Source organism: Methylobacterium sp. A54F (assembly GCF_053346035.1).
The window spans coordinates 53,271-79,325 of sequence record NZ_JBKFBF010000013.1; the positions used below are offsets into that span (position 1 = coordinate 53,271).

Annotated in this window: 23 protein-coding genes; 6 read left to right on the forward strand and 17 right to left on the reverse strand. The window is 71.6% G+C overall.

The window, feature by feature from the left end:
* Positions 1 to 9 precede the first annotated feature (9 nt).
* Positions 10 to 834 carry a class I SAM-dependent methyltransferase gene (locus tag ACLBXP_RS20025; RefSeq protein WP_447669549.1) on the forward strand — a complete coding sequence of 275 codons (825 nt, stop codon included), beginning with the start codon at positions 10 to 12 and terminating at the stop codon, positions 832 to 834.
* 27 nt (positions 835 to 861) lie between these two features.
* Here ACLBXP_RS20025 and rimM read toward each other — a convergent pair whose 3' ends face one another.
* From rimM to ACLBXP_RS20045, 4 genes are all read right to left on the reverse strand, one after another.
* On the reverse strand, positions 862 to 1,539 hold the full coding sequence (gene rimM / locus ACLBXP_RS20030; RefSeq protein ID WP_447669550.1) for a ribosome maturation factor RimM: 678 nt from the start codon (positions 1,537 to 1,539) through the stop codon (positions 862 to 864).
* A 13-nt stretch (positions 1,540 to 1,552) separates the two neighbouring features.
* Complete coding sequence (gene rpsP, locus ACLBXP_RS20035; protein ID WP_447669551.1) at positions 1,553 to 1,915, reverse strand: 30S ribosomal protein S16; 363 nt, start codon at positions 1,913 to 1,915, stop codon at positions 1,553 to 1,555.
* 94 nt (positions 1,916 to 2,009) lie between these two features.
* On the reverse strand, positions 2,010 to 3,587 hold the full coding sequence (gene ffh / locus ACLBXP_RS20040; protein WP_447669552.1) for a signal recognition particle protein: 1,578 nt from the start codon (positions 3,585 to 3,587) through the stop codon (positions 2,010 to 2,012).
* A gap of 25 nt (positions 3,588 to 3,612) precedes the next feature.
* Positions 3,613 to 3,843: a glutathione S-transferase gene (locus ACLBXP_RS20045; RefSeq protein ID WP_447669553.1), complete on the reverse strand. Its 231-nt coding sequence runs from the start codon at positions 3,841 to 3,843 to the stop codon at positions 3,613 to 3,615.
* Between the two features lie 266 nt (positions 3,844 to 4,109).
* On the opposite strand from ACLBXP_RS20045, the gene ACLBXP_RS20050 reads away from it, so the two are divergent.
* Complete coding sequence (locus ACLBXP_RS20050) at positions 4,110 to 4,637, forward strand: hypothetical protein (RefSeq protein WP_447669554.1); 528 nt, start codon at positions 4,110 to 4,112, stop codon at positions 4,635 to 4,637.
* A gap of 6 nt (positions 4,638 to 4,643) precedes the next feature.
* On the opposite strand, the gene ACLBXP_RS20055 is transcribed toward ACLBXP_RS20050, so the two are convergent.
* From ACLBXP_RS20055 to coxB, 11 genes are all read right to left on the reverse strand, one after another.
* Positions 4,644 to 5,939: a M16 family metallopeptidase gene (locus ACLBXP_RS20055; protein ID WP_447669555.1), complete on the reverse strand. Its 1,296-nt coding sequence runs from the start codon at positions 5,937 to 5,939 to the stop codon at positions 4,644 to 4,646.
* Positions 5,940 to 5,944: 5 nt separating this feature from the next.
* Positions 5,945 to 7,360 carry a threonine synthase gene (gene thrC / locus ACLBXP_RS20060; RefSeq protein ID WP_447669556.1) on the reverse strand — a complete coding sequence of 472 codons (1,416 nt, stop codon included), beginning with the start codon at positions 7,358 to 7,360 and terminating at the stop codon, positions 5,945 to 5,947.
* A gap of 64 nt (positions 7,361 to 7,424) precedes the next feature.
* Positions 7,425 to 7,847 carry a DUF4864 domain-containing protein gene (locus ACLBXP_RS20065; protein ID WP_447669557.1) on the reverse strand — a complete coding sequence of 141 codons (423 nt, stop codon included), beginning with the start codon at positions 7,845 to 7,847 and terminating at the stop codon, positions 7,425 to 7,427.
* Positions 7,848 to 7,908: 61 nt separating this feature from the next.
* Entirely contained in the window at positions 7,909 to 8,709 is an 801-nt protein-coding gene (locus tag ACLBXP_RS20070; RefSeq protein ID WP_447669558.1) for an SURF1 family protein, read from the reverse strand.
* Entirely contained in the window at positions 8,706 to 9,077 is a 372-nt protein-coding gene (locus tag ACLBXP_RS20075) for a DUF983 domain-containing protein (RefSeq protein WP_447669559.1), read from the reverse strand. Before ACLBXP_RS20075 ends, ACLBXP_RS20070 begins: the two co-directional genes overlap by 4 nt.
* A 132-nt stretch (positions 9,078 to 9,209) precedes the next feature.
* A complete protein-coding gene (locus tag ACLBXP_RS20080) occupies positions 9,210 to 10,067 on the reverse strand; it encodes a cytochrome c oxidase subunit 3 (protein ID WP_447669560.1) in 858 nt (285 codons plus the stop codon).
* 139 nt (positions 10,068 to 10,206) lie between these two features.
* A complete protein-coding gene (locus ACLBXP_RS20085; RefSeq protein WP_447669561.1) occupies positions 10,207 to 10,806 on the reverse strand; it encodes a cytochrome c oxidase assembly protein in 600 nt (199 codons plus the stop codon).
* A gap of 2 nt (positions 10,807 to 10,808) precedes the next feature.
* Entirely contained in the window at positions 10,809 to 10,973 is a 165-nt protein-coding gene (locus ACLBXP_RS20090; RefSeq protein ID WP_447669562.1) for a hypothetical protein, read from the reverse strand.
* Between the two features lie 5 nt (positions 10,974 to 10,978).
* A complete protein-coding gene (locus tag ACLBXP_RS20095) occupies positions 10,979 to 11,923 on the reverse strand; it encodes a heme o synthase (protein ID WP_447669563.1) in 945 nt (314 codons plus the stop codon).
* Positions 11,924 to 12,124: 201 nt separating this feature from the next.
* A complete protein-coding gene (gene ctaD / locus ACLBXP_RS20100) occupies positions 12,125 to 13,753 on the reverse strand; it encodes a cytochrome c oxidase subunit I (RefSeq protein ID WP_447669564.1) in 1,629 nt (542 codons plus the stop codon).
* Positions 13,754 to 13,838: 85 nt separating this feature from the next.
* Complete coding sequence (gene coxB / locus ACLBXP_RS20105) at positions 13,839 to 14,684, reverse strand: cytochrome c oxidase subunit II (protein ID WP_447669565.1); 846 nt, start codon at positions 14,682 to 14,684, stop codon at positions 13,839 to 13,841.
* A gap of 338 nt (positions 14,685 to 15,022) precedes the next feature.
* Here coxB and fdhD point away from each other — a divergent pair, with 338 nt between their 5' ends.
* Positions 15,023 to 15,874, forward strand: coding sequence for a formate dehydrogenase accessory sulfurtransferase FdhD (gene fdhD / locus ACLBXP_RS20110; RefSeq protein ID WP_447669566.1), 852 nt, complete (start codon positions 15,023 to 15,025; stop codon positions 15,872 to 15,874).
* Between the two features lie 41 nt (positions 15,875 to 15,915).
* Here fdhD and ACLBXP_RS20115 read toward each other — a convergent pair whose 3' ends face one another.
* Positions 15,916 to 16,923, reverse strand: a complete 1,008-nt coding sequence (locus tag ACLBXP_RS20115) for a hypothetical protein (RefSeq protein WP_447669567.1) — start codon at positions 16,921 to 16,923, stop codon at positions 15,916 to 15,918.
* A gap of 697 nt (positions 16,924 to 17,620) precedes the next feature.
* Between ACLBXP_RS20115 and gltB the strand changes: the two genes are divergently transcribed.
* From gltB to ACLBXP_RS20130, 3 genes are all read left to right on the forward strand, one after another.
* Positions 17,621 to 22,372, forward strand: coding sequence for a glutamate synthase large subunit (gene gltB / locus ACLBXP_RS20120; protein ID WP_447669568.1), 4,752 nt, complete (start codon positions 17,621 to 17,623; stop codon positions 22,370 to 22,372).
* 2 nt (positions 22,373 to 22,374) lie between these two features.
* Complete coding sequence (locus ACLBXP_RS20125; RefSeq protein ID WP_447669569.1) at positions 22,375 to 23,007, forward strand: glutathione S-transferase family protein; 633 nt, start codon at positions 22,375 to 22,377, stop codon at positions 23,005 to 23,007.
* A 140-nt stretch (positions 23,008 to 23,147) separates the two neighbouring features.
* A complete protein-coding gene (locus ACLBXP_RS20130; RefSeq protein WP_447669570.1) occupies positions 23,148 to 24,578 on the forward strand; it encodes a glutamate synthase subunit beta in 1,431 nt (476 codons plus the stop codon).
* Between the two features lie 64 nt (positions 24,579 to 24,642).
* Here ACLBXP_RS20130 and ACLBXP_RS20135 read toward each other — a convergent pair whose 3' ends face one another.
* Positions 24,643 to 26,055, reverse strand: coding sequence for an SGNH/GDSL hydrolase family protein (locus tag ACLBXP_RS20135; RefSeq protein ID WP_447669571.1), 1,413 nt, complete (start codon positions 26,053 to 26,055; stop codon positions 24,643 to 24,645).

Below are 26,055 nucleotides of genomic sequence, written 5' to 3' on the forward strand. Positions count from 1 at the left end.
TGTGGAGCCATGATCCAAGCCAAGATCCGAACCAAGATCCGAACCGAAACCGAGACCGCGCGCCGGACTGGGCTGCGCGCCGCAAGCCGCATCGGGCTCCTCTTCCTGGCCCTGGCAGCGGCCCTGCCCGGGTCCGCCGGTGCCGCCGAGCCCCTCGCGCCGCCCGGCACCCCGGACTCGGCCTTCCCGCGGCCGGACCGGCCGGTGGCCGAGATCATTGCGGCGCAGTGGGCGCTGGAGAAGGAGCGGGAGGCGGCGGACGAGTTCGGGCAGGTGGCCCGCCTGATGCGCATCGCGCCCGGCGAGACGGTGGCGGATATCGGCGCCGGCAGCGGCTACTACGCGGTGCGGCTCTCGCCCCTCGTCGGCGCAACGGGCCGGGTGCTCGCCGAGGACCTGACGCCCGGCTACCTCCGGGACCTCGAAGCCCGGATCCGCCGCGAAGGGCTCGGGAACGTCACCGTGGTGCGCGGCGAGGCGCACGATCCGCGGCTGCCCGCGGCCTCCGTCGATGCGGCGGTCCTCGTGCACATGTACCACGAGATCACGCAGCCCTACGGGTTGCTGCACAACCTCGCGGCGGCGATGAAGCCCGGCGGCCGGGTCGGGATCGTCGATGCCGACGACATCCCCTCGCGCCACGGCACGCCCCCGAAGCTCCTGCGCTGCGAGCTCGCCGCCGCGGGCTACCGGGAGACCGCCTTCACGACGCTCACGGGCGGCGTCGGCTACCTAGCGGTGTTCGAGGCGCCTGCGCCGGACCGGCGGCCGGACCCGAAGACGATCCGGCCCTGCCGGGACGAGACGACGCGACAGCCCGCGAAGGCGCGGTGAGCCGGATCGGGCCCTCCGCGAAGCCCCTCAGTCCGGCTCCTCGGGCGGCTTCTCGCCCGGCGGGGCGAACAGGTCGTCGGGCGGCGCGACCACGACGCGGCCCGCCTTCGGGTCGAGCTCCGGCACGAAGGCTTTCGTGAAGGGCAGGAGCGCGGTGGCGCCGCCCGCCTCGGGGCGGATCTCCAGGAGATCCCCGCCGCCGTAGTTCGGCACGGCCGTGATGGTGCCGAGGCGAGCGCCCGCGATGTCGATGACGGGCAGGCCGATCAGGTCGGTGATCAGGAACTCGTCCGCATCGGCGGCCTCGCCGAGGCGCGCGCGGGGCACGTAGAGCAGGAGGCGGTTCAACGCCTCGGCACCGGTCCGGTCCTCGACGCCCTCCACGCGCACCACGAGGATGTCCGGCGCGGCGCCCGGGGCGGGGCGGGCCTCGGTGAGCGCGATGCTGCGCCCGTCCCCGGTGACGAGGGGGCCGTAGCCGGCGATTCCCGCAGGGTCGGCCGTGTAGGATTTCAGCCGCACCTGGCCGTTGAGGCCCTGGGCGCGCCCGAACTCGCCCAGCAGGACGAGGTCCGGGTCGGCTGAGACGGGCGCGGGCTTCGCCGCCGGCCGCTGGGGCCGGGGCGACGTCTCGGCGGCCGGCGCGAGCCGGCCGGGGCGGGCGCGGCCGCCGCGGGGTGGGGTGCCTCCGGGGCGGCGCGCCATGGTGCGGCGCCCGTCAGGCCGCCGCGTCTTCGGCCGGCGCGGCGGCCTTCTCGGCGCGCTTGGCCGCGCGCTCCTTGGACTTCTCGCCCGGCTCCGCCTTCTGCGGGTTGTTGCGCGCTGGGCGCTTGGCGAGGCCGGCGGCATCGAGGAAGCGCAGCACCCGGTCGGTCGGCTGCGCGCCCTTGGCGAGCCAGGACTGGATCTTCTCGCTCTCCAGCTGCACGCGGGCCGGATCGTCCTTGGCCTTCATCGGGTCGTACACGCCGACCTTATCGATGAAGCGCCCGTCGCGCGGCGAGCGGGCGTCGGCGACGACGATGCGGTAGTAGGGACGCTTCTTGGCGCCGCCGCGGGTGAGACGGATCTTCAACGACATGGTCTTCTCCTGAATGTCTTCTGTAAGAGCGAATAGCGAATAGTGAGTAGCGAATAGAAAAGCCCCTATTCGCTATTCGCTACTCCCTATTCGCTCACTTCTTCTTCCCGAACGGGAACCCGCCGAGGCCGGGCAATCCGCCCGGCATCTTCGGTCCTCCGAGCCCCGGGAGGCTCGGCATCTTTCCGCCGCTGAGGCCCGGCGGCATGGGCGGCAGCTTGCCGCCGAACTGCTTCTCCAGCGCCGCGATCTGCTCGGGGCTGGGCTCGGGCATGCCCGGGGGCAGGCCCGGCATGCCGCCGCCCATACCCCCGCCCATGCCCCCGCCGCCGAGCCCGAACATCGAGCCCAGCGCCTGGCCGATGCCGCGCTTGCCGGAGCTCATCGCCTTCATCATGTCGGCCATGGTCCGGTGCATCTTGAGGAGCTTGTTGATCTCCGAGACGTCGACGCCGGAGCCCGCCGCGATGCGCTTCTTGCGGCTGTTCTTGAGGAGGTCGGGGTTTTTGCGCTCCTGCGGGGTCATCGAGGAGATGATCGCCCGCTGGCGCTTGAACATCCGCTCGTCGAGGTTGGCGCCCTCGACCTGCTTCTTGATCTGGCCCATGCCCGGCAGCATGCCCATGAGGCCGCCGATGCCGCCCATCTTCTCCATCTGGGCGAGCTGCATGGAGAGGTCCTCCAGGTCGAACTTGCCCTTGCGCATCTTCTCGGCGGCGCGCATCGCCTGCTCGGCGTCGATCGTCTCCGCCGCTTTCTCGACGAGGGAGACGATGTCGCCCATGCCGAGGATGCGGTTGGCCACGCGCGCCGGGTGGAACTCCTCCAGCGCGTCGACCTTCTCGCCGGTGCCCGCGAGCTTGATCGGCTTGCCGGTGACGGCGCGCATCGACAGCGCCGCGCCGCCGCGGGAATCGCCGTCCATGCGGGTCAGCACGATGCCGGTGACGCCGAGGCGCTGGTCGAAGGCGCGGGCGGTGTTGACCGCGTCCTGACCGGTCAGCGCGTCGGCGACGAGGAGCACCTCGTGAGGCCGCGTCGCCGCCTTCACCTCGGCGGCCTCGGCCATCAGGGCCTCGTCGAGGGTGGTGCGGCCGGCGGTGTCGAGCATCACCACGTCGAAGCCGCCGAGGCGGGCGGCGTCCATGGCGCGCCGGGCGATCTGCACCGCCGACTGGCCTGCGACGATCGGCAGGCTCTCGACCTCGACCTGGCGGGCGAGCACGGCGAGCTGCTCCATGGCGGCCGGGCGGCGCGTGTCGAGGGAGGCGAGGAGCACCCGGCGCCTGTCGCGCTGGCTGAGGCGGCGGGCGATCTTCGCGGTGGTGGTGGTCTTGCCCGAGCCCTGCAGGCCGACCATCAGGATGGCGATGGGGGCGGGGGCGTTGAGGTCGATCACCTCCGCCTCGGCGCCCAGCATCGCCACGAGCTCGTCGTTGACGATCTTAACGACCATCTGGCCGGGGGTGATCGACTTGAGGACGGTGGCGCCCACCGCCTTCTCGCGCACCCGGTCGACGAAGCCGCGCACCACCTCGAGGGCCACGTCGGCCTCGAGCAGCGCCCGGCGCACCTCCCGCATCGCGGCGGTGACGTCGGCCTCCGTCAGGGCGCCCCGGCGGGTCAGCCCCGAGAGGATGCCGGAGAGGCGGTCGGACAGTCCTTCGAACATGGTCAGGCGCTTCCGCTCGCGGGGCTCACTGGTGGAGGCCGGCGCGCTCGACCCGGCGGGCCTGCAGCGCGTTCTCGAAGGTCTGCACGGCGCGGGCGAACTTGTCCCGGCACTCGGGATTGCAGAAGCCCACCACCGCGCCGCCGTAGAGCGTCAGCGCGTCGGCCGAGATCGGCTTGCCCGACCACGGGCAGAGGTCGTTCACCGCATCCTCGATGCGCAGCGGCGGGCGGTCGTGCTGGCGGTCGGTGCTCATCGGCGTCGGGTCTCTTGGCTCAGTCCGGCGCTGCCCCCAACGCCAAGCACGCCCGAGGGCGCGAACGCGCTGTCGGGCGTTGGCCTCCGGCCCCTCGGACCGGTCGGCTTGCTGAGGCGGCGTCGGGGCGCCGGACTGGAGGGTCGCGCTTAAGGGGATGTCCCCGGATTGTCAAATTCCCGTCCCGGCACGAAGGGACCCGTTAAGATTTACCGTTCCTTAAGCATGTTCGGGCTGGATGCCGGGGATCGCAAGGACACCCGTCGATGTCGGACCCCGCCCGTCAGTACCTCTCCCAGGAGCCGGCCAGCCACGCGGCCGGACGTCCGGTGCCGGGGCCGCTCCGCGACTGGCTCGCGGCCATGAAGGCCCACCAGACCGTGCCGCCGTCCGCGCCCGCCCGCGCCGAGGCCCCGCGCCCGGAGCCCGCCCGGCCCGAGCCGGCCCGCGTCGAGCCCGCCCGCGCCGCGCCGCAGAACTGGGCGCCGCGGGTCGTCCCGACGCCCGAGCCGATCCTGCCCGAGGCGGAGGACATCTCGGAACTGATGGCCGAGAACCTGATGCTCAAGGCCAAGCTCCGCATCGAGACGGAGCGCTACGCCGAGTTGCAGGCGATCCTGGCCCAGGAGATCCGCGACCTGCGCCGGCACGTCCAGGACGAGATGGAAGCGCTGCACGAGGTCCGCGAGGAGCGCGACGCCCTGCGCGGCGAGCGCGCGGCCCTGCGCGAGGAGCGCGAGCTCTGGCAGGCGCGCGCCGAGGCGCTCGCCCAGCCGCTGTTCCAGAAGCGCTGAGGCGGCTCAGGCGCCCCGCAGGCCCGCGGCGATCCGGTCGAGGGCCGGAAGCTTGCGGATCGGGCCGATCGCCGCGAGCGTCGGCTCGCCCGCGAGCACTCCGGCGCCCGCGGCGCGCACATCCGCCACCGTCACCGCGTCGACCTTGGCGATCACCTCCTCGGCCGGGATCACCCGGCCCCAGGCGAGGATCTGGCGCGCGTTGCGCTCGATGCGCCCGCCCGGCGTCTCCAGCGCGGAGAGCAGCGACACCTTGAGCTGCGCCTTGGCGCGGGCGATCTCGGCGGCCTCGATGTCCCGGGTCGCCTTGGCGGTCGCGGCCAGCGTCACCTCGACGAGGTCGCCGAGGTCGGACCCCGAGGTGCCGGCGCCGATGCCGAACAGGCCGCAATCCGAGAACGGCCAGTGGAAGGCCTGGATCTCGTAGGCGAGGCCGCGGGTCTCGCGCACCTCCTGCCAGAGCCGGGAGGTCAGCCCGCCGCCGAGCACCTGCGCGAAGATGTGCAGCGCGTAGTAATTATCGTCCCGGAAGGAGAGGCCCGGCAGGCCGAGGACGAGGTTCGCCTGCTCGAGCTTGCGCGGCATGCGGCGCTCGCCGCCCCGGTAGACGCCCGGCACCGTCTCGGGCGCCTGCGCGGCGGCCAGTTCGCCGAACTGCCGCTCCGCTGCGGCGACGATCTCCTCGTGCGCGACGGCGCCGGCGGCGGCCAGGACCATCCGGTCCGGCGTGTACTCGCGGGCGAGGTAGGCGCGGATCGCGTCCCCGTCGAAGCTGCGGATCGTCTCCGGGCGCCCGAGGATCGGGCGGCCGATCGGCTGGTCCGGGAAGGCCGCCTCCGTGAACGCGTCGTAGACGACGTCGTCCGGGGTGTCCTCGACCGCCGCGTACTCCTGCAGGATCACGCCCTTCTCGCGGGCGAGCTCCGTGGGGTCGAACACCGAGGCCGTCAGGATGTCGCCGATCACGTCGAGGGCGATGCCGGCATCCTCGCCGAGCACGCGGGCGGTGTAGCTCGTGCCCTCGGCGCTCGTCGCGGCGTTGATCTCGCCGCCGACGTTCTCGATGTCCTCCGCGATGGCGCGGGCCGATCGGGTCCGCGTGCCCTTGAAGGCCATGTGCTCGATGAGGTGGCTGAGACCGTTCTCGTCGGCGCGCTCGTGGCGCGAGCCGGCCCCGACCCAGACGCCGAGCGTCGCGGTGGCCACGCCCGGCATCGCCTCGGTGGCGACCGTGACCCCGTTCGGCAGCCGGGTGATGCGCAGCGAGGGCGAGGCGCCGTGCGTCGTGAAGTGCTGGTTCATGGCTCTCATGCCTCGCGGGCGGCGCGGGCGCGGGCGCGGATGAAGCCCTCGACGGCGGCCTGGTCGTTGGCGAGCCGGGTGATGCGCTCGGGCCGGTCCATCAGGTCGGCTAGGTGCGACGGCAGGGCGGGCCGGATTCCGCCGCCGGTCGCCCGCTCCACGGCATCCGGGAACTTCGCCGCGTGGGCGGTGGCGAGCGCCACCACGGGCGTCGCCGGGTCCTTCTCGATGAGGCGCCGGCCGGCGCGCACGCCGATGGCACTGTGGGGGTCGAGCACGACGCCCGTGGCCGCGTGCGTGAAGGCGATCTCCTCCATCACGTCGTGCTCGGGTACGGCGGTCGCATCGAACTCCGAGCGGATCGCGGCGAGCACGGACGGGTCGAGGCTGAAACCGCCGGACTGCCGGAGGCCGGCCATCAGGCGGCTCACCGCCGAGGCGTCCCGCCCCAGCGCCTCGAACAGCAGGCGCTCGAAGTTCGAGGAGATCTGGATGTCCATCGAGGGCGAGGTGGTGGGCTCGACGCCGCGCAGCTCGTAGGCCCCGTGCTCCAGGGTGCGGGCCAGGATGTCGTTGGCGTTGGTGCCGATCATCAGCCGCTCGATCGGCAGGCCCATGCGCTTGGCGACCCAGCCGGCCAGGATGTCGCCGAAATTGCCCGTCGGCACCGCGAAGGAGACGGGCCGATGCGGGGCGCCGAGGGCGACCGCGCTCGTGAAGTAGTAGACCGCCTGCGCGGCGACCCGGGCCCAGTTGATGGAGTTGACGCCCGACAGCCGCACCGCGTCGGCGAAGTCGGCGTGCTGGAACAGGGCCTTCACGATGGTCTGGCAATCGTCGAAGGTGCCGTCGATCGCCAGCGCGTGGACGTTCTCGCCGCCGACCGTGGTCATCTGCCGGCGCTGCACCTCGGAGACCCGCCCGTGCGGGTAGAGGATGAAGACGTCCACCTGGTCGAGGCCCCGGAAGGCGTCGACGGCGGCGCTGCCGGTGTCGCCCGAGGTGGCGCCCACGATGGTGGCCCGGGTGCCCCGCGCCTGCAGCACGTGGTCCATCAGCCGCCCGAGGAGCTGCATCGCCACGTCCTTGAAGGCGAGCGTCGGGCCGTGGAAGAGCTCGAGGAGGAACAGGTTGTCGTCGAGCTGGGTCAGCGGGCAGACCGCCGGATGCCGGAAGGTCGCGTAGGCCGCCTCGATCATGCGGTCGAGATCGGCATCGGCGATCTCGCCGTCGACGAGGGGCCGCAGCACGCGCTTGGCCGCGTCCGCGTAGCGCTGGCCCGCGAGGCCCGCGATGGCCTCCGTTCCGATCCGGGGCCAGCTCTCGGGCACGTAGAGGCCGCCGTCGCGGGCGAGGCCCGCCAGGAGGGCGTCGGAAAACGAGAGCGGCGCGGCGGTGCCACGGGTCGAGACGTGCAGCAAGGGGGCCTCCGGGGAAGGCGCTCCCTCTACACGAAGCACGCGCGCCTGTCGAAGCGGGGCGGGATCAGAGGCTCGTCCCCGGTTGCTTGGCCAGGCGGCAGCCGTTGATCCGCCAGGCCCCGTCCGTCTGCCGCTCCAGGGTGTAGGTCGCCGTCCAGTCGACGCCGTACTCGTCCTGGATGCGAACCTCCTGGGAGAGGCCCGTCTCGCCCGAGTCCTGCGCCGCCCCGAAATCGAAGCGCCGGTGCCGGTAGACCGGGCGGTAGTTCGTCCGGACCATGCCGAGGAAGACGTCGGGCGTCGGGAACAGGCCCTGGATCGAGGGCGCCGCGAGGGCGTAGGCCGCCGCCGCATCGTCCCGGCCGAGGGCCTCCACCTGCCGGGTGATGGCGGCGCGGGCCTCCGCCCGCACGGCCTCGTCCGCCGCGCCGGCGGGCCAGGGCATCAGGGCGAGGACGAGGGCGGACAGGACGGGGAGGGTGCGCATCGGGGACGCTCCGTATCGGTCCCGATGAGTGTGGGGCGCCGGAGCGCCGCGGCAAGCCGGCTCAGCGAACCCCGGCCTCCCCGGAATCGGATCGCGGTGCCTCGGGCGCCGCCGGGGCCGGCTCGTGCAGGCGCCGCCAGGCGAAGACCGAGAAGACCCCGACGAGGCAGGCCGCGATGCCGAACCAGGTGAAGGCGTACTGCAGGTGGTTGTTCGGCAGATCGACCCTGAGCTGCCCACCGCGCGGCCAGGACTTCCGGCCGGGCTCCGCATCCGCCTCGATCAGGTAGGGGGCGACCGTGCCGAGGCCGCGGGCCGCCGCGATGCCGGCCACGTCGCGGTTGAACCACTCGCCCCGCACCGCGTCGGGCGCGGGCACGAACATCGCCCGTGCCTCGCTCGCCCGCAGCAGGCCCGTCACCGCGGTCGGTCCCTCGACCAGCCCGTCCGCCCGGTCCTGCGGCCGCTTCAGCTCGGTCGGCGTGAAGCCGCGGTTGACGAGGACGAGGCCGCCGTCGTCGCGCTGGAAGGGCGTGACGACGTAGTAGCCCTGCAGCGCCCGCCCCGGCGTCTCGCCGGCCGCGAGGCCGTGCACCAGGGTCTCGCGATCGTTGAGGAAGCGGCCCGACACCCGGACGTGCCGGAACTCGTCGCGGGCCGGATCCCAGGCCTCCGCCGCGGGCGGCGCCACGGGCTCCGCGCGCGAGCGCTCGACGATCCGGGCGATCAGCGCCTCCTTCTCGGTCTTGCGCGCCACCTGCCAGACGCCCAGGCCGAGCAGGATGCCGAGGGCGATCAGGGCGGCGAGCCCCGGGGCGAGGAGATCGCGCCAGGCGCCCCGGCGGGTCGTCGCGGCGCTCACGGCCGGAAGCGCCCTTCCTCGGCCTTGTTGGCGAACTGCAGCGCGACCAGCATCCCCTTGAGGGGGCGGACGAGGGCGAGGCTCAGGCCCACCGATACGCTGACCGCGACGAGGGCGTGGACCCAGATCGGCGGCTCGTAGGTGATCTCGAGCCAGAGCGCGAGGCCGACCACCACGATGCCGACGATCGACATCACGAAGAAGGCCGGGCCGTCGGCCGAGTCGAAGCTCGAATAGTCGAGGCCGCAGGCCTCGCAGGAGGGACGCAGGGTGAGGTAGCCCCGGAACAGGTGGCCCTCGCCGCAGCGGGGGCAGCGGCCGCGCAGGCCGGTGGGGATGGGGGCGGGCAGGTCGCGGGTGCGGGCCAAATGTCGACTCCTCGGGGAAGCACCCCCCGGTGCCGCTGATATGGGGCGGGGCAGGCCCCCGCGCACGAAAAAGGGCGGCTCGCGCCGCCCTCCTTCAGCATGGCTCGCCTGCGTGGCGCGCCGGTCCGCGGCTCAGTGCGCGCCGTGCCCGGCGCCCGAGCCCCAGACGTAGATCGCGGCGAACAGGAACAGCCAGACCACGTCCACGAAGTGCCAGTACCAGGCGGCGAACTCGAAGCCGAGGTGCTGCTTCGGGGTGAACTGCCCGAGGTAGGCCCGGTAGAGGCAGACCGCGAGGAAGATCGTGCCGATGATGACGTGCGCGCCGTGGAAGCCCGTCGCCATGAAGAAGGTCGACGAGTAGATGCTGCCCGAGAAGCCGAAATGGGCGTGGCCGTACTCGTAGGCCTGGCAGGCCGTGAACAGCACGCCGAGGATGATGGTCAGCCACAGGCCGTACTTCAGGCCCTTCCGGTCGCCGTGCAGGAGGGCGTGGTGGGCCCAGGTGACGGTGGTGCCCGAGGTGAGCAGGATCAGGGTGTTGAGGAGCGGCAGGTGCCAGGGGTCGAAGGCCTCGATGCCCTTGGGCGGCCAGACGCCCCCGGTGAACTCCACGCGGCTCGCCTGGATCGGATCGGCCGTGTAGAGGGCGGCCTCGAAGTAGGCCCAGAACCACGCGACGAAGAACATCACCTCGGAGGCGATGAACATCATCATGCCGTAGCGGTGGTGGAGCTGCACCACGCGGGTGTGGTCGCCGGTGTTGGCCTCGTGGACGACGTCCTTCCACCAGGAGAACATCGTGTAGAGCACGCCGAGGGTGCCGGCGCCGAACACGTAAGGGCCGACCGCCAGCGTGCCGATCTGGAGGCTCTTCATCCAGAACACGGCGCCGAAGGCCATCAGGAAGCCCGAGGTCGCGCCGATCAGCGGCCAGGGGCTCGGGCTGAGGATGTGATAGTCGTGATTCTTGGCGTGTGCCTCGGCCATCTGAACGTCTCTCCTCGACCCCCGGCCGGTGCCGGCACCGGCCCGGGCCCTGACCCCTTGTTGCGAGGGCAGGCGCGCCCGCCCTCAAGCTTGTCCGATCCCTTAATGTGCGCGAGCCCCCGTTGTCACGCGCACGCGATCAGAAATTCGACTTCTTACCCGCTTCGCCCGTCGTCGCCAGCGCGGCGGTGGCGGGCTGGCCGTTCTTCGAGGCGAAGTAGGTGTAGGACAGCGTCATCTCGCTGAGATGGCTGGTGTTGGAATCGGTCCGCACGGCGGGGTCGATGTAGAACACCACCGGGAAGTCCAGGGTTTCCCCGGGCTGCAGGGTCTGCTCCTTGAAGCAGAAGCACTCGACCTTCACGAAGTACCCGCCCATCAGCCCGGGCTGCACGTTGAAGGTGGCGATGCCCGTCGAGGGTACGGTGCCGGTGTTCTTCACACGGAAGAACACGGTCTGCGTCTCGCCGAGGCGGGCCTCCACCTGGCCGGACTCGGCGCGGAACTTCCAGGGCAGGCTCGACGACACGTTGGTGTCGAAGTGGACCACCATGCTGTCGCCGTTGGCCGCCACCGCGGCCCCCGGGGCCGGGCCCTGCCGAGGCGTGCCGTCGTAGCCCGTCGCCTTGCAGAAGGCGTCGTAGAGGGGCACCGACGCGAAGGCGAGGCCGGTCATGCCGGCGACGAGGGCCGCGCAGGCAAGCGCGGTGCGGTTCGCGCGGGAGGTGGGACCCGGCATGCTCACAGCGGCCTGTTGAGGACCTGGGGGCCGAGCTTCGCGATGGTCAGCACGAAGAACAGCAGCACCATGGCCCCGAGGGCGAGGGCGATCGCGATGGATCGCTTGCGGCGGCGGCGCTCCTCCTCGGGAGTGAGCGCACGGTACTCGAGCTTGGGTTCGGTCATCGGCGTCAGGCGATCACCGGCCGGAACAGGCCGAAGCTCTGCTCGGCGAGGAGCGCGGCGAAGAGCAGCAGGAGGTAGAGGATCGAGAAGCCGAACATGCCCATGGCGGCGCGCTTCTCGGCATCCCCGGCGCGGTTGCGGAAGACCTGGACGCTGAAGGCCAGCATGCCGAGGCCGCCGAGCACGCCGACCACCGCGTAGAGCAGGCCGCCGAAGCCGAGCGCCACGGGCACGAGGCCGAGCGGCGCGAGGAGCAGGGTGTAGTAGACGATCTGGCGGCGGGTCGAATCCGGCCCAGCGACGTTGGGCATCATCGGGATGCCGGCCTTGGCGTACTCGCCGGCCTTCACGAGGGCCAGCGCCCAGAAGTGGGGCGGCGTCCAGATGAAGATGATCGCGAACAGCACGAGGGACTCGACGCCGACCGAGCCCGAGACGACGGCCTGGCCGATCACCGGGGGCAGGGCGCCCGCCGCGCCGCCGATCACGATGTTCTGGGCGGTCGCCCGCTTCAGCCACATCGAGTAGATCACGGCGTAGAACACGATCGTGAAGGCGAGGAGACCGGCCGCGAGGCAGTTCGCCGCGAGCCCAAGGATCAGCACCGAGCCGACCGACAGGACGAGGCCGAAGGCCAGGGCCTCGCCGGGCTGGATGCGCCCGTCCGGGATCGGCCGCTTGGCGGTACGGGTCATCACCGCGTCGATGTCGGCGTCCCACCACATGTTGAGGCAGCCCGAGGCGCCGGCCCCGATGGCGATCATCAGGAGGGAGATGCAGCCGATCGCCGGGTTCACGTGCCCGTGCGAGACCACCATGCCGACGAGCGCCGTGAAGATCACGAGCACCATCACCCGCGGCTTGAGCAGCGCGAAGTAGTCCGGCACGTCGCCGCCGACGATCGCGGCGCCCTCACCGGGGGCAGGCAGGCTGTTCGACAGGCTCGTCATCGACACCACAACCGTTTCTGGGGACCGGCTGCCGCCGGCCGTCGCCGGGCGCACCGGCGAATCGGAATAGTTCCAGGTACCCGGGCGCGGAGAGGCTCGGGAGGGGGCTCGTCGCTCGTGCTCGCCCCTTGCAGGGCCCCCGCCGGCGGCGGGAGCCGTGGAAAGGGCGAGGACCGCCGGGGCGGTCCTCGCGAGGCGTCTTCAGTGGTGGCCCGGCTCGTCGACGATGCGGGGCAGCGTCTCGAACTGGTGGAAGGGCGGCGGGGAGGACAGGGTCCACTCGAGCGTGGTGGCACCCTCGCCCCAGGGGTTGTCCGCGGCCCGCTCCTTCGAGCGGAAGGCCAGCACGACGCCGATGATGAAGACGAACATGCCGAGGCCGAAGATGTGGCCGCCGTAGGTGGCCACCTTGTGCCAGCCCGCGAAGGCCTCCGGGTAGTCGGCGTAGCGGCGCGGCATGCCGGCGAGACCCAGGAAGTGCATCGGGAAGAACAGGACGTTCGCACCGATGAAGGCCAGCCAGAAGTGCAGCTTGCCGGCCCACTCGGGGATGACGTGGCCGGTCATCTTCGGGAACCAGTAGTAGACGCCCGCGAAGATGATGAACACGGCGCCGAGCGAGAGCACGTAGTGGAAGTGCGCCACGACGTAGTAGGTGTCGTGCAGGTACTTATCGACCGCCGAGTTCGCGAGCACGACGCCGGTGACGCCGCCGACCGTGAACAGGAAGATGAAGCCCACGGCCCAGTGCATCGCGGCGGTGAAGCGGATCGAGCCGCCCCACATGGTCGCGATCCAGGAGAAGATCTTCACGCCGGTGGGGACCGCGATCACCATCGTGGCGAAGACGAAGTAGGACTGCGTCTGCAGCGAGAGGCCGACCGTGTACATGTGGTGGGCCCACACCACGAAGCCGACGACGCCGATCGCGACCATCGCGTAGGCCATCGCGAGGTAGCCGAAGACCGGCTTCTTCGAGAAGGTGGCGATGATGTGCGAGACGATGCCGAAGGCCGGCAGGATCATGATGTACACTTCGGGGTGGCCGAAGAACCAGAACAGGTGCTGGTAGAGGATCGGGTCGCCGCCGCCGGCCGGGTCGAAGAAGGTGGTGCCGAAGTTGCGGTCGGTGAGCAGCATCGTGATCGCGCCGGCGAGCACCGGGAGCGACAGGAGCAGCAGGAAGGCGGTGACGAGCTCGGCCCAGGCGAAGAGCGGCATCTTGTGCAGCGTCATGCCCGGGGCGCGCATGTTGAGGATCGTGGTGATGAAGTTGATGGCGCCGAGGATCGAGCCCGCGCCCGAGAGGTGCAGCGCGAAGATCGCGAAGTCGACGGCGGGGCCCGGATGGCCGGCGGTCGAGAGCGGCGGGTAGACGGTCCAGCCCGTGCCCGCGCCCGAGGCGCCCGGCGCTCCCTCGACGAAGAGCGAGCAGAGCAGGCTGCAGAAGCCCGCCACGGTGAGCCAGAACGAGATGTTGTTCATGCGCGGGAACGCCATGTCGGGCGCGCCGATCATGAGGGGCACGAACCAGTTGCCGAAGCCGCCGATCAGCGCCGGCATCACCATGAAGAACACCATGATGAGGCCGTGGCCGGTGACGAACACGTTGTAGGTCGCCGGGTTCGAGAAGTACTGCAGGCCGGGCTCCTCCATCTCCATCCGGATGCCGAAGGAGAGGAACGCACCGATCATGCCCGCGCAGAAGGCGAACAGCAGGTAGAGGGTGCCGATGTCCTTGTGGTTCGTGGAGAGGAACCAGCGGGCGAAGAAGCTCGGCTTGTGATCGTCGTGGGCGTCATGCCCCGCATGCGCTGCGGCAGTGGCCATGGTCGAGAACCCTGATGATGTGTCTGTCTGATCTCGCGGTCGGTCCGAACCGGGGACGGCGGTGCCGGCCCCGGTCTCAGGGCCCTCAGCGGGCGGCGTTGTCGGCGAACTTGGCGCCGTCGTCGATGCGGGCGTACTTCGTCTTGGCCTCGGTCAGCCACTGCGCGTAGGCCTGCTCGCTGACGACGCGGACGGTGATGGGCATGTAGGCGTGGCGCTGGCCGCAGAGCTCGGAGCACTGGCCGTGATAGGTGCCCTCGCGGTCGGCCTTGAACCAGAACTGGTTGAGGCGGCCCGGAACGGCGTCGATCTTGAAGCCGAAGGCCGGCATCGCCCAGGAGTGCAGCACGTCGGCGGCGGTCACCTGGATCTTCACGATCTTGTTCACCGGCACGACCATGTCGTTGTCGGTGCCGAGAAGCTTCGGCTGCTTGTCCTCGTCGAGGTTCGCGTCGAACGCGAAGCCGCCGCCGGCCTCCGTCTGCGGGTACTCGTAGGACCAGTACCAGGCGTGGCCGATGACCTTGACGATCATGTCGGCCTTGGGGTCCGAGAGCTGCGTGCGCAGGAGGCGGAAGGACGGGATCGCGACGGCGACGAGGATCAGGACGGGGATGATCGTCCAGGCCACCTCGATGGCGGTGTTGTGCGTGGTGCGCGACGGCGTCGGGTTCGCCTTCTCGCTGAAGCGGAAGATGCAGTAGAGGATCAGGCCGAGCACGAACAGCGAGATGCCGAGCGAGAGCCAGTGCAGGCCGTGCTCGAACAGGTGGATGTCGCGGCCGTTCTCGGTGACCTGGACCTGCCGGTCCATCTGCCACGGCGCCGGCTGACCGATGCCCGCGGCGAGGGCCGAGGAGGACGAGACCAGGAAGGCGCCGAGCGCGGCAAGCCCCCATGTCGAGCGATGTTGCGTCTGCGCCGTCGGCATGTGCCTCTCTTGGCTCCCCTTGAAGACTGTCGCCGGTCGGCCCACGCTCTTGTTCTTCGGAAACGGCTGCGGGCGGTCGGCGCGGGACGTGACAAATTGTTCGGGCAGGCCCGGGGTGAGCGCGCGCCCACCCTGGTCCGATCGCGGTGTCAGACCACAAGGACGTGCAAGGTGCAACCGCACAAGCGTCGCATCGGGCGGATTCTCCACGCCGCGCGGGAACATTCCCGGGCCTGCGCGTCACCCCGCCGCGGCAGCACGGCGCCTGGCTTTTCGACCCGCCGGGGTGCAACCCCGGGCCGTCCCGGCCGCGGGCGAAACTTGGCAAGGATGACAGGATGAGCGCCACGATCGATGACGAGGGCAGGGACGTCCCGCGGGTCGCCGCCGCCCTGCGGGTCGAGACCCAGGTCATCGCCTACGCGGATCCCGACCCGCGCGCCGGGGACCGGGCACTCGCCGTCGAGACGCCCGTGAACGTCGTCTACGGCAGCGTGCCCTACGCGGTGATGATGACGACACCCGCCGACCTCGAGGATTTCGCCTACGGGTTCAGCCTCACGGAAGGCATCGTGGAATCCGCTGCGGAGATCCGCTCCGCCCGGGTCGAGGCGGGGGAGGGCGGCCTGCGCCTCGTCGTGGACCTCGCGCCGGGGCGCCTGCGGGAGCACCTCGCCCGCAAGCGCGCGATCAGCGGACGCACGGGCTGCGGCGTCTGCGGCATCGACGACCTCTCCGCCCTGCCGACGGCCGAGATGCGCGCGGCCCCGGCCACCCGCGTCACGATGGCCGCGATCTCCCGGGCGCTCGGCGCCCTCGGCGAGGCCCAGCGGCTCAACCACGAGACCCGAGCCGTCCACGCGGCCGCCTGGGCGCGCCTCGACGGCAGCCTCGTCGCGGTGCGCGAGGATGTCGGCCGCCACAACGCCCTCGACAAGCTGATCGGCGCGTCGATGCGGGCCGGGATCGACCCGGCCGCCGGCTTCGTGGTGATCACGAGCCGCTGCTCGTTCGAGATGATCGAGAAGGCGGCCCGCCTCGGCGCGGCCGTGGTCGTCGCGATCTCAGCGCCGACCTCCCTGGCCCTGGAGCGGGCGCGGCTCCACGACATGACGCTCTGCGCCATTGCCCGCTCGGACACGCTCACGGTGTTCAGCGCACCCGAGCGGCTGATCCTGGAAGGAATCTAGGCGCGGGGCGGACGGGCTCCCGGGCCGCGCCGAGGTCCGTGCTACTGGCCGCCGTCCTTGTCGCTGCCGCCCGGGACGATCGTGGCGCCGCCGATGACGCGCACCGGCCGCTTGCCCTCGGCGGGCGGATCCTTCCATTCGGCGGCCGGCTTGCCCTCGGGCTTGGCCTCCGCTGCCTTGGTCTCGGCCGGCTTGGTCTCGGCCGGCTTGTCGGCGGGCATCGCCGCCTTGGGCTTGTCGGCGTTCGGCACCGCCGGCTCAGCCTTGGGAGGGGCTACCGCCGCGACCGCGGCCGCCGGCTTCGCCTCGGCGCCAGCCGGGTCCGGCTTGTTCGCTTCGGATTTGGGGGCCTCGACCTTGGGGGCCTCGATCTTGGCTGCCTCGACGGGCTTCGGCCGGGGCGCCTCCGGGGCGAGGCGGGGCGCGGCCTTCGCGTCGGCCGGGCGTCCGGCCGGGGCGCGGGTGGCGCGCCGGGGCTCCGCGCCCTCGGGCTGGCCCTTCGCGTCGGGGTTCAGTCCCTGCGGGTTCAAACCGTCCGGACGCGCGGCGGGGAGGTCGCCGCGAGTGGCGACCTGGGGCCGGGGTGCCCTCGGCGGGCCGCCCGCGTATGGGTCCGCGCCCGAGCGCTCCGCCCGCGGCAGGGCGCGGCCTTCCGGGTAGGGGATGTCGGCCGGCGGAAGCAGGCGCTCGGCCTCCCGCGGGTAGCGGCGCGGGCCGGCCTCGTCCTCGGTCCAGCCGAAGCCCGGGGCGGGGCGGGCGAGGCGCACCGGCGGCGGGCCGTCGAGCCGCTGGCGGCCGAGGATGGCGCCGTCCTCCGCATCGACGAACAGGCGCACCCGGTTGCCGCCCGGGCCCACCGCCTCGACCACGTAGGCCCGGCCGTCGAAGCGCGGCCGTCCGATCTCGCTGAAGCCGCGCTCGCTCAGGCGCCAGGCGACAGCCCGGGGCGAGAGGATCTCCGCGTCGTAGAATTCCTGGGCGTGCGCCGGTCCGACGAGGACCGCGAGCAGGGCGCCGGCCGCGCAGGCGGCGCGCCGGGCGGAGCGCATCGTGCGTATCGCGAAGAGCGGGCGGGTCATCGGGGAACGCAGGGCTGCGCCGCGGCTCGCATCCATCTGGCCAGGTCTCTCTCGGCGCGTGGGCCCGGTGGCGGAACCGGTTCCGGGTCCTGCAGCGCGTTGGGGTGCACGGGCCCGAGGAAGTCCTCGGGAACGTGCCGAAGGCCCCGCCGGCGGGCGGGTCCTTCGGCGATCCGGCGAGGTCGTTGCCCGCATGCCGCTTGTGCTCGGCAACGCCCTGTTAACCGTTCGATTTGGGCGAGAATGCGGGCCGATCGCGGCGGGAAGCGGCCCGCACGGCGGGCTTGGCCGGGGGCCTGCGACGCTATGAACGCGCGGCGCGGCAGCGCCCCGCGCGGGAAACGCGCGGATGCCTGCGCACGGCCCCTTGCTGGAATCCTTGAAATCTGGCAGCTTTCGTGGGTAGGACAGTAAGACTGTCCCATTTCGGCGGGCGCCAGGGCGCCCAGGGTTCGGGCCAGAGGATTTCGACACGTGACGATCGTGACGTCGAAACGAGATCCGAAGCCGGTCGCCATCGCGGCGATCCGGGCCCACGCCGGCTGACGCAAGCGGCCGGTGTCGAGCCCGCGGGTTGCGGGCGCGTCCTCGGGAAGAGGATCCGGCCGAGACCCGACGCAGGAAGTTCGAGGGCGGCCCGGCATCTGTTGATGTCCGGGCACGAAACATGCTCGCATGCGGGCTGGTCGGATTGACGAAGGGGTGTTTGAGCGTGGCCGCATCTGAGAATCCGAAGACCGTCTCGGCCCAGATCCCGGCGACCCGCGACGCGGGTGGCCCGCTCGTCGTGCGCGATCCCGCGCTGCCCGCGGCGCAGGGCGCCTACGACCCGGCCCACGAGCGCGACGCCTGCGGCGTCGGCTTCATCGCCGACATGCACGACCGGCGCACCCACGCGATCGTCGAGCAGGGCCTCCTGATCCTCAAGAACCTCGACCACCGGGGCGCGGTCGGCGCCGACCCGAAGATGGGCGACGGCTGCGGCATCCTCACGCAGATCCCCCATGCCTTCTTCGCGGAGGAGTGCTCGCGCCTGGGCTTCGAGCTGCCGCCGGCCGGCCAGTACGCCATCGGCCAGCTCTTCCTGCCGAGGGACCCGGAGGCGCGCGCGACGATCGAGGAGATCGTCGAGAAGGCGCTGGCCGAGGAAGGCCTGCCGCTGCTCGGCTGGCGCGACGTGCCGGTCGATCCCGAGGATCTCGGCAAGGCGGTGCGCGAGAGCGAGCCCCACCACCGTCAGGTCTTCATCGGCCGCCCCGGCAATGTGTCCGACGAGGACGCCTTCGAGCGGCGCGTCTACGTCGCCCGCAAGGTGATCTCCGGCAAGGTCTACGGTGCCGGCGACAAGCGCCTGATGGAGTTCTACCCGGTCTCGGTGTCGAGCCGCACCATCGTCTACAAGGGCATGGTGCTGGTGACCCAGCTCGGCGACTACTTCCTCGACCTGAAGGACGAGCGCTTCGTCTCGGCCATCGCGCTCGTGCACCAGCGCTTCGCCACCAACACCTTCCCGACCTGGCGCCTGTCCCATCCCTACCGGATGGTCGCCCACAACGGCGAGATCAACACCCTGCGCGGCAACGTCAACTGGATGGCGGCCCGCCAGGCGAGCGTCGATTCGGAATTGTTCGGCAACGACATCTCGAAGATCTGGCCGATCTCCTACGAGGGCCAGTCCGACACCGCCTGCTTCGACAACGCCCTCGAGTTCCTGGTGATGGGCGGCTACCCGCTCGCCCACGCCATGATGATGCTCATCCCCGAGGCCTGGGCCGGCAACCCGCTGATGAGCGAGGAGCGGCGCGCTTTCTACGAGTACCATGCCGCCCTGATGGAGCCGTGGGACGGCCCGGCCGCCGTGGCCTTCACGGACGGCCGCCAGATCGGCGCTACCCTCGACCGGAACGGCCTGCGGCCCGCCCGCTACATCGTCACCGAGGACGGGCTCGTGGTGCTCGCCTCCGAGATGGGCACCCTGCCCATCGCGGACGAGCGCATCGTCCAGTCCTGGCGCCTGCAGCCGGGCCGCATGCTGCTCATCGACCTGCAGAAGGGCCGCATCGTCTCGGACGAGGAGATCAAGGGCGAGCTCGCCGCCGCGCATCCCTACGCGGACTGGCTGAAGAACACCCAGATCGTGCTGGAGGACCTTAAGCCCGTCACCGCGCGCGAGACGCGCTCGGACGTGAGCCTGCTCGACCGGCAGCAGGCCTTCGGCTACAGCCAGGAGGACCTGAAGCTCCTGATGCAGCCCATGGCCGTGACCGGCCAGGAGGCGGTGGGCTCCATGGGCACCGACACGCCGCTCTCGGCGCTCTCGGACCGGCCGAAGTCGCTCTACACCTACTTCAAGCAGAACTTCGCGCAGGTCACGAACCCGCCGATCGACCCGATCCGCGAGGAGGCCGTGATGAGCCTCGTCTCGTTCATCGGGCCGCGGCCGAACCTCCTCGACATGGAGGGCGCCTCCCGCCGCAAGCGGCTCGAGGTGCGCCAGCCGATCCTGACGAACGGCGACCTCGAGAAGATCCGCTCGATCGGCCACTTCGAGGACCGCTTCGACACCAAGACCCTCGACATGACCTACCCGGCCGAGACCGGTGCGGCCGCCATGGAGGGGGCGCTCGACCGGCTCTGCGACCGGGCCGAGGTGGCGGTGCGCGGCGGCTACAACATCATCATCCTGTCCGACCGCGCGGTCGGGCCGGACCGGATCCCGATCCCGGCGCTCCTCGCCACCGCGGCCGTGCACAACTACCTGATCCGCAAGGGCCTGCGCACCTCGGTCGGCCTCGTCGTGGAGTCGGGCGAGCCGCGCGAGGTGCACCACTTCGCGTGCCTGGCGGGCTACGGCGCGGAGGCGATCAACCCCTACCTCGCCTTCGAGACGCTGATCGCCATGAAGGACGAGTTCCCGCCGGACCTCGTCGACGACGAGATCGTCTACCGCTACATCAAGTCGATCGATAAGGGCCTGCTGAAGGTGATGTCCAAGATGGGCATCTCGACCTACCAGTCCTATTGCGGCGCCCAGATCTTCGACGCGGTCGGCCTGAACTCCTCGTTCGTGGCGCGCGACTTCTTCGGCACGGCCACCACCATCGAGGGCATCGGCATGGCCGAGGTCGCCGAGGAGACCGTGCGCCGCCACGCCGACGCGTTCGGGGACGCCCCGATCTACCGCAACGCCCTCGACGTCGGCGGCGAGTACGCCTACCGGCTCCGCGGCGAGGTCCACACCTGGACGCCCGACACGGTGGCGACGCTCCAGCACGCGGTCCGCCTCGGCCTGCCCGAGCGCTACCGCGCCTATGCGCGCCTCGTGAACGAGCAGGAGAACCACCTCAAGACCCTGCGCGGCCTGTTCCGCATCAAGGGCGCGGCCGAGATCGGCCGCGCGCCCGTCGACATCGAGGCGGTGGAGCCGGCGGCCGCGATCGTGAAGCGGTTCGCCACCGGCGCCATGTCCTACGGCTCCATCTCCAAGGAGGCGCACGAGACGCTCGCCATCGCGCTGAACTCCTTCGGCGGCCGCTCGAACTCGGGCGAGGGCGGCGAGGAGGTCGAGCGCTTCAAGCCCCTGCCGGACGGGCGCTCGCGCCGCTCCTCCATCAAGCAGGTGGCCTCGGGCCGCTTCGGCGTTACGACGGAGTACCTCGTCAACGCCGACATGATGCAGATCAAGGTGGCGCAAGGGGCCAAGCCCGGCGAGGGCGGCCAGCTGCCCGGCCACAAGGTCGACGCCAAGATCGCCAAGGTCCGCTACGCCACGCCGGGCGTCGGCCTGATCTCGCCGCCGCCCCACCACGACATCTACTCGATCGAGGACCTGGCCCAGCTGATCTTCGACCTGAAGAACGTGAACCCCGAGGCCGACGTCTCGGTGAAGCTCGTCTCCGAGGTCGGCGTCGGCACGGTGGCGGCCGGTGTCGCCAAGGCGCGGGCGGACCACATCACCATCTCGGGCTTCGACGGGGGCACGGGCGCGGCGCCGCTCACCTCCCTCAAGCACGCCGGCGGTCCCTGGGAGACGGGGCTTGCCGAGACGCAGCAGACGCTCGTGCTCAACCACCTGCGCGGCCGCGTGGCGCTGCAGGCCGACGGCGGCATCCGCACCGGCCGCGACGTGATGATCGCCGCGCTGCTCGGCGCCGACCAGTTCGGCTTCTCCACCGCGCCGCTCATCGCGGCCGGCTGCATCATGATGCGCAAGTGCCACCTCAACACCTGCCCGGTGGGCGTCGCCACCCAGGATCCGGTGCTGCGCAAGCGCTTCAAGGGCACGCCCGAGCACGTGGTGAACTACTTCTTCTACGTGGCCGAGGAAGTGCGCGAGCTGATGGCCGCGATGGGCTTCACGACGCTCGACGACCTCGTCGGCCGCTCCGACCTCCTCGACAAGGTCGAGGCCATCAACCACTGGAAGGCCCGCGGCCTCGACTTCTCGAAGCTGTTCCACCGCCCGGACGTCGGCCCCGAGGTGGCGATCCGCCACGTCGAGAGCCAGCACCACCCGATCGAGCAGGTGCTCGACCGGCGCCTGATCGCGGGCGCGCAGGGCGCCCTCGAGACCGGCGAGGCGGTGACGCTGACGGACGTGATCCGAAACTCCGACCGCGCGGCCGGCGCGATGCTCTCCGGGGCGGTGGCCAAGGCGCACGGCCACGAGGGCCTGCCGGACGACACCATCCGGGTGCAGCTCTCCGGCACCGCCGGCCAGAGCTTCGGGGCCTGGGTGGCGGCCGGCGTCACGCTGGAGCTCACCGGCCACGCCAACGACTACGTCGGCAAGGGCCTGTCGGGCGGCAAGCTGATCATCCGGCCGAGCGAGGCGCTGAAGGCCCCGGGCGACCGCACGATCATGGCCGGCAACACCGTGCTGTACGGGGCGATCGCGGGCGAGTGCTACATCCGCGGCGCGGCGGGCGAGCGCTTCGCCGTGCGCAACTCCGGCGCCATCGCGGTGGTCGAGGGCATGGGCGACCACGGCTGCGAGTACATGACCGGCGGCGTCGTGGTGTCGATCGGCGAGACCGGGCGCAACTTCGCGGCCGGCATGTCGGGCGGCATCGCCTACGTGCTCGACGAGGACGGCTCGTTCTCGGCGCGCTGCAACCTCTCGATGGTCGACCTCGAGCCCGTCGAGGAGGAGGACGACCTGATGCGCCGCTTCCACCAGGACGGCGACCTGGAAACCAAGGGCCGCGTCGACATCCTAGCCGACATGTCGGGCCACGACGAGGAGCGGCTGAGCCAGCTCATCACCAACCACCTCAAGTACACGGGCAGCCCGCGCGCCAAGGCGATCCTCGACGACTGGGCCACCTACCGGACCAAGTTCGTCAAGGTGATGCCGGTGGAGTACCGCCGGGCGCTCCGGGAGATGGAGATGGCGCGGATGCCGGTGGCGGCGGAGTAGGGATGCGTGTCTTCGGAGACATCGCGTCGGGCAACTGCCTGAAGGTCAAGCTGGTCGCCGATCACCTCGGCATTCCCTACGTCTGGGAGCCGGTGGACATCCTGAAGGGCGAGAGCCGCACGCCCGCGTTCCTGGCCCGCTTCCCGGCGGGCCAGGTGCCCGGCGTGGTGCTGGACGACGGCCGCTGCCTCGCCCAGTCGAACGCGATCCTCCGCTACCTCGCGCGGAACTCGCACCTCCTCCGCACGGATGACTTCCTGCAGGCCAAGACCGACGAGTGGCTGTTCTGGGAGCAGTACAGCCACGAGCCGGCCATCGCGGTCTGCCGGTTCGAGATGCACTATCGCGGCAAGCCCGCCGCGGCGCGGGACCCCGACCGGGTCCGGCGGGGCGAGGCGGCCCTCGACCTGATGGAGCGGCACCTCGCGGGCACGGACTGGTTCGTGGACGACCGCATCAGCATCGCGGACATCGCGCTCCTGGCCTACACCCGCGTCGCGGACGAAGGCGGCTTCGACTTGGGGAGCCGGCCGCGGATCCGCGCCTGGATCGATCGCTGCGAGGCCGCCCTGGCCGAACGGCACAGGGCGGCGGACGACGGCGGGCGCCCGGCCGCGGCGCGGGCCGCCGGGTGACGGATGCCGACCGCTGCGGCAGAGGGTTGCGGATGACCGGGCCTCGCCCGGGACGCCGGGGGCCGAGGACGAACGGATGAGCGCGGCGGGCCGGATCGGTCCGCCGCCCGATTGAAGACAGACGCGCGAAAGACGATCCCATGGGCAAGATCACGGGCTTCCTCGAATTCGACCGGCAGGACCAGAAGTACCAGCTCGCGGCCGACCGCGTGCGGCACTTCCGCGAGTTCACGCTGCCGCTCGACGAGCACGACCTGACGAAGCAGGCGGCGCGCTGCATGGATTGCGGCATCCCGTTCTGCCACGGGCCCACCGGCTGCCCGGTCCACAACCAGATCCCGGACTGGAACGACCTCGTGTTCCAGTCGGACTGGGAGGAGGCGTCCCGCAACCTCCACTCCACGAACAACTTCCCGGAGTTTACCGGCCGCATCTGCCCGGCCCCCTGCGAGGAGGCCTGTACCCTCAACCTCGAGAACCAGCCCGTCGCCATCAAGACGATCGAGCAGGCCATCGCGGACCGCGCCTGGAACATGGGCTGGGTGAAGCCCGAGCCCTCGGCGACCCGCACCGGCAAGCGCGTCGCGGTGGTGGGTTCCGGCCCGGCCGGCATGGCGGCCGCCCAGCAGCTCGCCCGGGTGGGCCACGACGTCCACGTCTTCGAGCGCGAGCCGAAGGCCGGCGGCCTGCTCCGCTACGGCATCCCGGACTTCAAGATGGAGAAGCGCCACATCGACCGGCGCGTGAAGCAGATGGAGGCCGAGGGCGTCGTCTTCCACTACAACCAGAACATCGGCGTGACGAAGCCCGTCGACGAGCTGACCGCCGAGTTCGACGCCGTGCTGTTCGCCGGCGGCGCCGAGGACCCGCGCAACCCGCAGCTCCCGGGGCAGGACATGGAGGGCGTGCATTACGCCATGCCCTACCTCGTCCAGTCGAACCGCCGGGTCGGCAACGAGCCGATGCGCGGCAACGGCGAGATGCCGATCCTCGCCGCGGGCAAGAACGTCGTGGTGATCGGCGGCGGCGACACGGCCTCCGACTGCGTCGGCACCGCCTTCCGGCAGGGCGCCCTCTCGGTGACGCAGCTCGACATCCGCCCGCGGCCACCCGAGCGCGAGGACAAGCTGACGGTGTGGCCCTACTGGCCGACCAAGATGCGCACCTCGTCGAGCCAGGCCGAGGGCGCCGAGCGCGAGTTCCAGGCCGCGACGCTCCGCCTCGAAGGCAAGAAGGGCCGCCTCACCGGCGTGGTCTGCGCCCGCGTGGACGCCAAGCGCCAGCCGATCGAGGGCAGCGAGTTCGTGCTGCCGGCCGACCTCGTCTTCATGGCGATCGGCTTCGCGGGCTCGGTCCAGAAGGGTCTCGTGGAGCAGTCCGGCGTGACGGTGGACAAGCGCGGCAACGTCACGGCGAACGAGGACGACTACCGGACCTCGAACGAGAAGATCTACGCGGCCGGCGACATGCGTCGCGGGCAGTCGCTCGTGGTCTGGGCGATCCGCGAGGGCCGTCAGGCCGCCCGATCCATCGACCTCGCACTGACGGGGAGCACGGTCCTGCCGCTGTGACGGCAGGACGGCTACGCGGACCGGCCGGCCGGGCCGGCCGCGACCCTATCCGCGAGCCGCTGCCTCAGGACGGGGGCCAGCGGAAGTCGTCGGCCCGGCCGGGCTGGGGCATCGGGGCGGCGCCGCGCTGCAGAGCCCGCTCGACGTTGCCGGAGGGGTCGCCGTCCCGCGGGCGCCCGCTCGTGAGCACGCCCCCGGGCGAAATCTCGGCGCGCCCGAGCGGCACGACCGGACCGGCGGCGGGCTTCACGGGAAGCGCCGGGATGCCCGCCGGCTCGGGCAGGCTCGGCAGCATCGCGGTGATCTGACGGTCGATCGCCGCGTTGTCGTCGAGCTTCGGGGCGGATCCGTCGAGGGTGTTGCCCGACGCGCCGGGCGCCGCCGAGACCGCGGCCGCGGGCTGCTCGGCCGCGGGGGCGGCGCTGCCCATCAGGCGCTTCAGCTCGACATCGGCGAAGTGGGCGAGCTTGCGGGCGCCCGCATGGGTGAAGTGCACCCCGTCCGCGGCGCGCAGCTTCGCGGCCTGCCCCTCGAGGTCCGGCCCGGTCGCGGCGTAGCGGTTGCGGTCGTCGACGAAGCCCGGCCAGATGTCGACGTAGGTGCCGCCGGCCCGGGTCACGCGCTCCCGGACGATTTCGTTGATGGCCGCGAGGTCCGTGGTGAGCGCTTCGCTGCGCATCGGCGGCAGCCCGACCCAGATGAGCGGGATCTTGCGGTCGGCGAACACCTTGACGAGTGCATCGACGCGGTCGCGGTAGATCTCCCGCCAGCGGTCGCTCAGAGGGTCGAAGCTCTGGTCGCCCTCGCGGATCGGCTGGCGGTCGTTGGCGCCGAGCATCACCAGGGCATAGGTGACCTTCGGGTTCTGCTTCAGGTAATCCTCGGCCGCCTTCGGCCAGTCCACCACGTCCTTGCGCACGAGCCCGCTGTCGCCGCGGGCGCGGTCCTGCACGGCCACGTCGGCATTGTCCTCGAAGACGTCGTCGAGGCCCTTGCTGAGATGGTCGGCCAGCGAGTCGCCGAATACGGCGATCTGCGTGTTCGGCTCGGCCTTCGGCACCGCGGGCTTGGCCGGGGCCGCGACGGCGGGCGCCCGCGGGCGCGGCTTCGTGGGCCGGCGGCCGTCGGCCGTGCTGCGGGGCGGGCGCGGGGCGCGGTAGGTGGGGTCCGGCTGCGGCTGCGCCTGCTGCGGGCGGTCCTCCCAGGGCCAGTAGAACTGGCGTGGGGCCTCCTGGGGCGGCGGCGCGTAGCGGCGCGGTGCCCGCGCGCCGCTGTCGTCCCGGTAGTAGGAATCCCGCGCGCGGCGCCGGGGCGGGGCCGCGTAGGGGTCGTTGCGAGGCGGATCGTAGGTGTCGCCCCACTGCGCGCGGGCCGGCTCCGCGGCGAGGAGCGGCAGGGCAAGCCAGGCCCCCCCGAGGAGGAGGAGCGCCGCGCGCATCCGGGCAACCGTGGGCTTGAGCATCATCGACCGTCGCAT

What these genes read in the sequence shown, in the direction of transcription:
- ACLBXP_RS20115 (WP_447669567.1), bottom strand. Translation starts at nt 16,923, where the DNA reads ATGCGCTCCGCCCGGCGCGCCGCCTGCGCGGCCGGCGCCCTGCTCGCG.
- ffh (WP_447669552.1), bottom strand. Translation starts at nt 3,587, where the DNA reads ATGTTCGAAGGACTGTCCGACCGCCTCTCCGGCATCCTCTCGGGGCTG.
- ACLBXP_RS20130 (WP_447669570.1), top strand. Translation starts at nt 23,148, where the DNA reads ATGGGCAAGATCACGGGCTTCCTCGAATTCGACCGGCAGGACCAGAAG.
- ACLBXP_RS20065 (WP_447669557.1), bottom strand. Translation starts at nt 7,847, where the DNA reads ATGCGCACCCTCCCCGTCCTGTCCGCCCTCGTCCTCGCCCTGATGCCC.
- rimM (WP_447669550.1), bottom strand. Translation starts at nt 1,539, where the DNA reads ATGGCGCGCCGCCCCGGAGGCACCCCACCCCGCGGCGGCCGCGCCCGC.
- coxB (WP_447669565.1), bottom strand. Translation starts at nt 14,684, where the DNA reads ATGCCGACGGCGCAGACGCAACATCGCTCGACATGGGGGCTTGCCGCG.
- ACLBXP_RS20090 (WP_447669562.1), bottom strand. Translation starts at nt 10,973, where the DNA reads ATGACCGAACCCAAGCTCGAGTACCGTGCGCTCACTCCCGAGGAGGAG.
- ctaD (WP_447669564.1), bottom strand. Translation starts at nt 13,753, where the DNA reads ATGGCCACTGCCGCAGCGCATGCGGGGCATGACGCCCACGACGATCAC.
- ACLBXP_RS20135 (WP_447669571.1), bottom strand. Translation starts at nt 26,055, where the DNA reads ATGCGACGGTCGATGATGCTCAAGCCCACGGTTGCCCGGATGCGCGCG.
- gltB (WP_447669568.1), top strand. Translation starts at nt 17,621, where the DNA reads ATGCTCGCATGCGGGCTGGTCGGATTGACGAAGGGGTGTTTGAGCGTG.
- ACLBXP_RS20085 (WP_447669561.1), bottom strand. Translation starts at nt 10,806, where the DNA reads ATGCCGGGTCCCACCTCCCGCGCGAACCGCACCGCGCTTGCCTGCGCG.
- ACLBXP_RS20045 (WP_447669553.1), bottom strand. Translation starts at nt 3,843, where the DNA reads ATGAGCACCGACCGCCAGCACGACCGCCCGCCGCTGCGCATCGAGGAT.
- ACLBXP_RS20125 (WP_447669569.1), top strand. Translation starts at nt 22,375, where the DNA reads ATGCGTGTCTTCGGAGACATCGCGTCGGGCAACTGCCTGAAGGTCAAG.
- ACLBXP_RS20050 (WP_447669554.1), top strand. Translation starts at nt 4,110, where the DNA reads ATGTCGGACCCCGCCCGTCAGTACCTCTCCCAGGAGCCGGCCAGCCAC.
- ACLBXP_RS20080 (WP_447669560.1), bottom strand. Translation starts at nt 10,067, where the DNA reads ATGGCCGAGGCACACGCCAAGAATCACGACTATCACATCCTCAGCCCG.
- fdhD (WP_447669566.1), top strand. Translation starts at nt 15,023, where the DNA reads ATGAGCGCCACGATCGATGACGAGGGCAGGGACGTCCCGCGGGTCGCC.
- rpsP (WP_447669551.1), bottom strand. Translation starts at nt 1,915, where the DNA reads ATGTCGTTGAAGATCCGTCTCACCCGCGGCGGCGCCAAGAAGCGTCCC.
- ACLBXP_RS20025 (WP_447669549.1), top strand. Translation starts at nt 10, where the DNA reads ATGATCCAAGCCAAGATCCGAACCAAGATCCGAACCGAAACCGAGACC.
- ACLBXP_RS20055 (WP_447669555.1), bottom strand. Translation starts at nt 5,939, where the DNA reads ATGAACCAGCACTTCACGACGCACGGCGCCTCGCCCTCGCTGCGCATC.
- ACLBXP_RS20095 (WP_447669563.1), bottom strand. Translation starts at nt 11,923, where the DNA reads ATGACGAGCCTGTCGAACAGCCTGCCTGCCCCCGGTGAGGGCGCCGCG.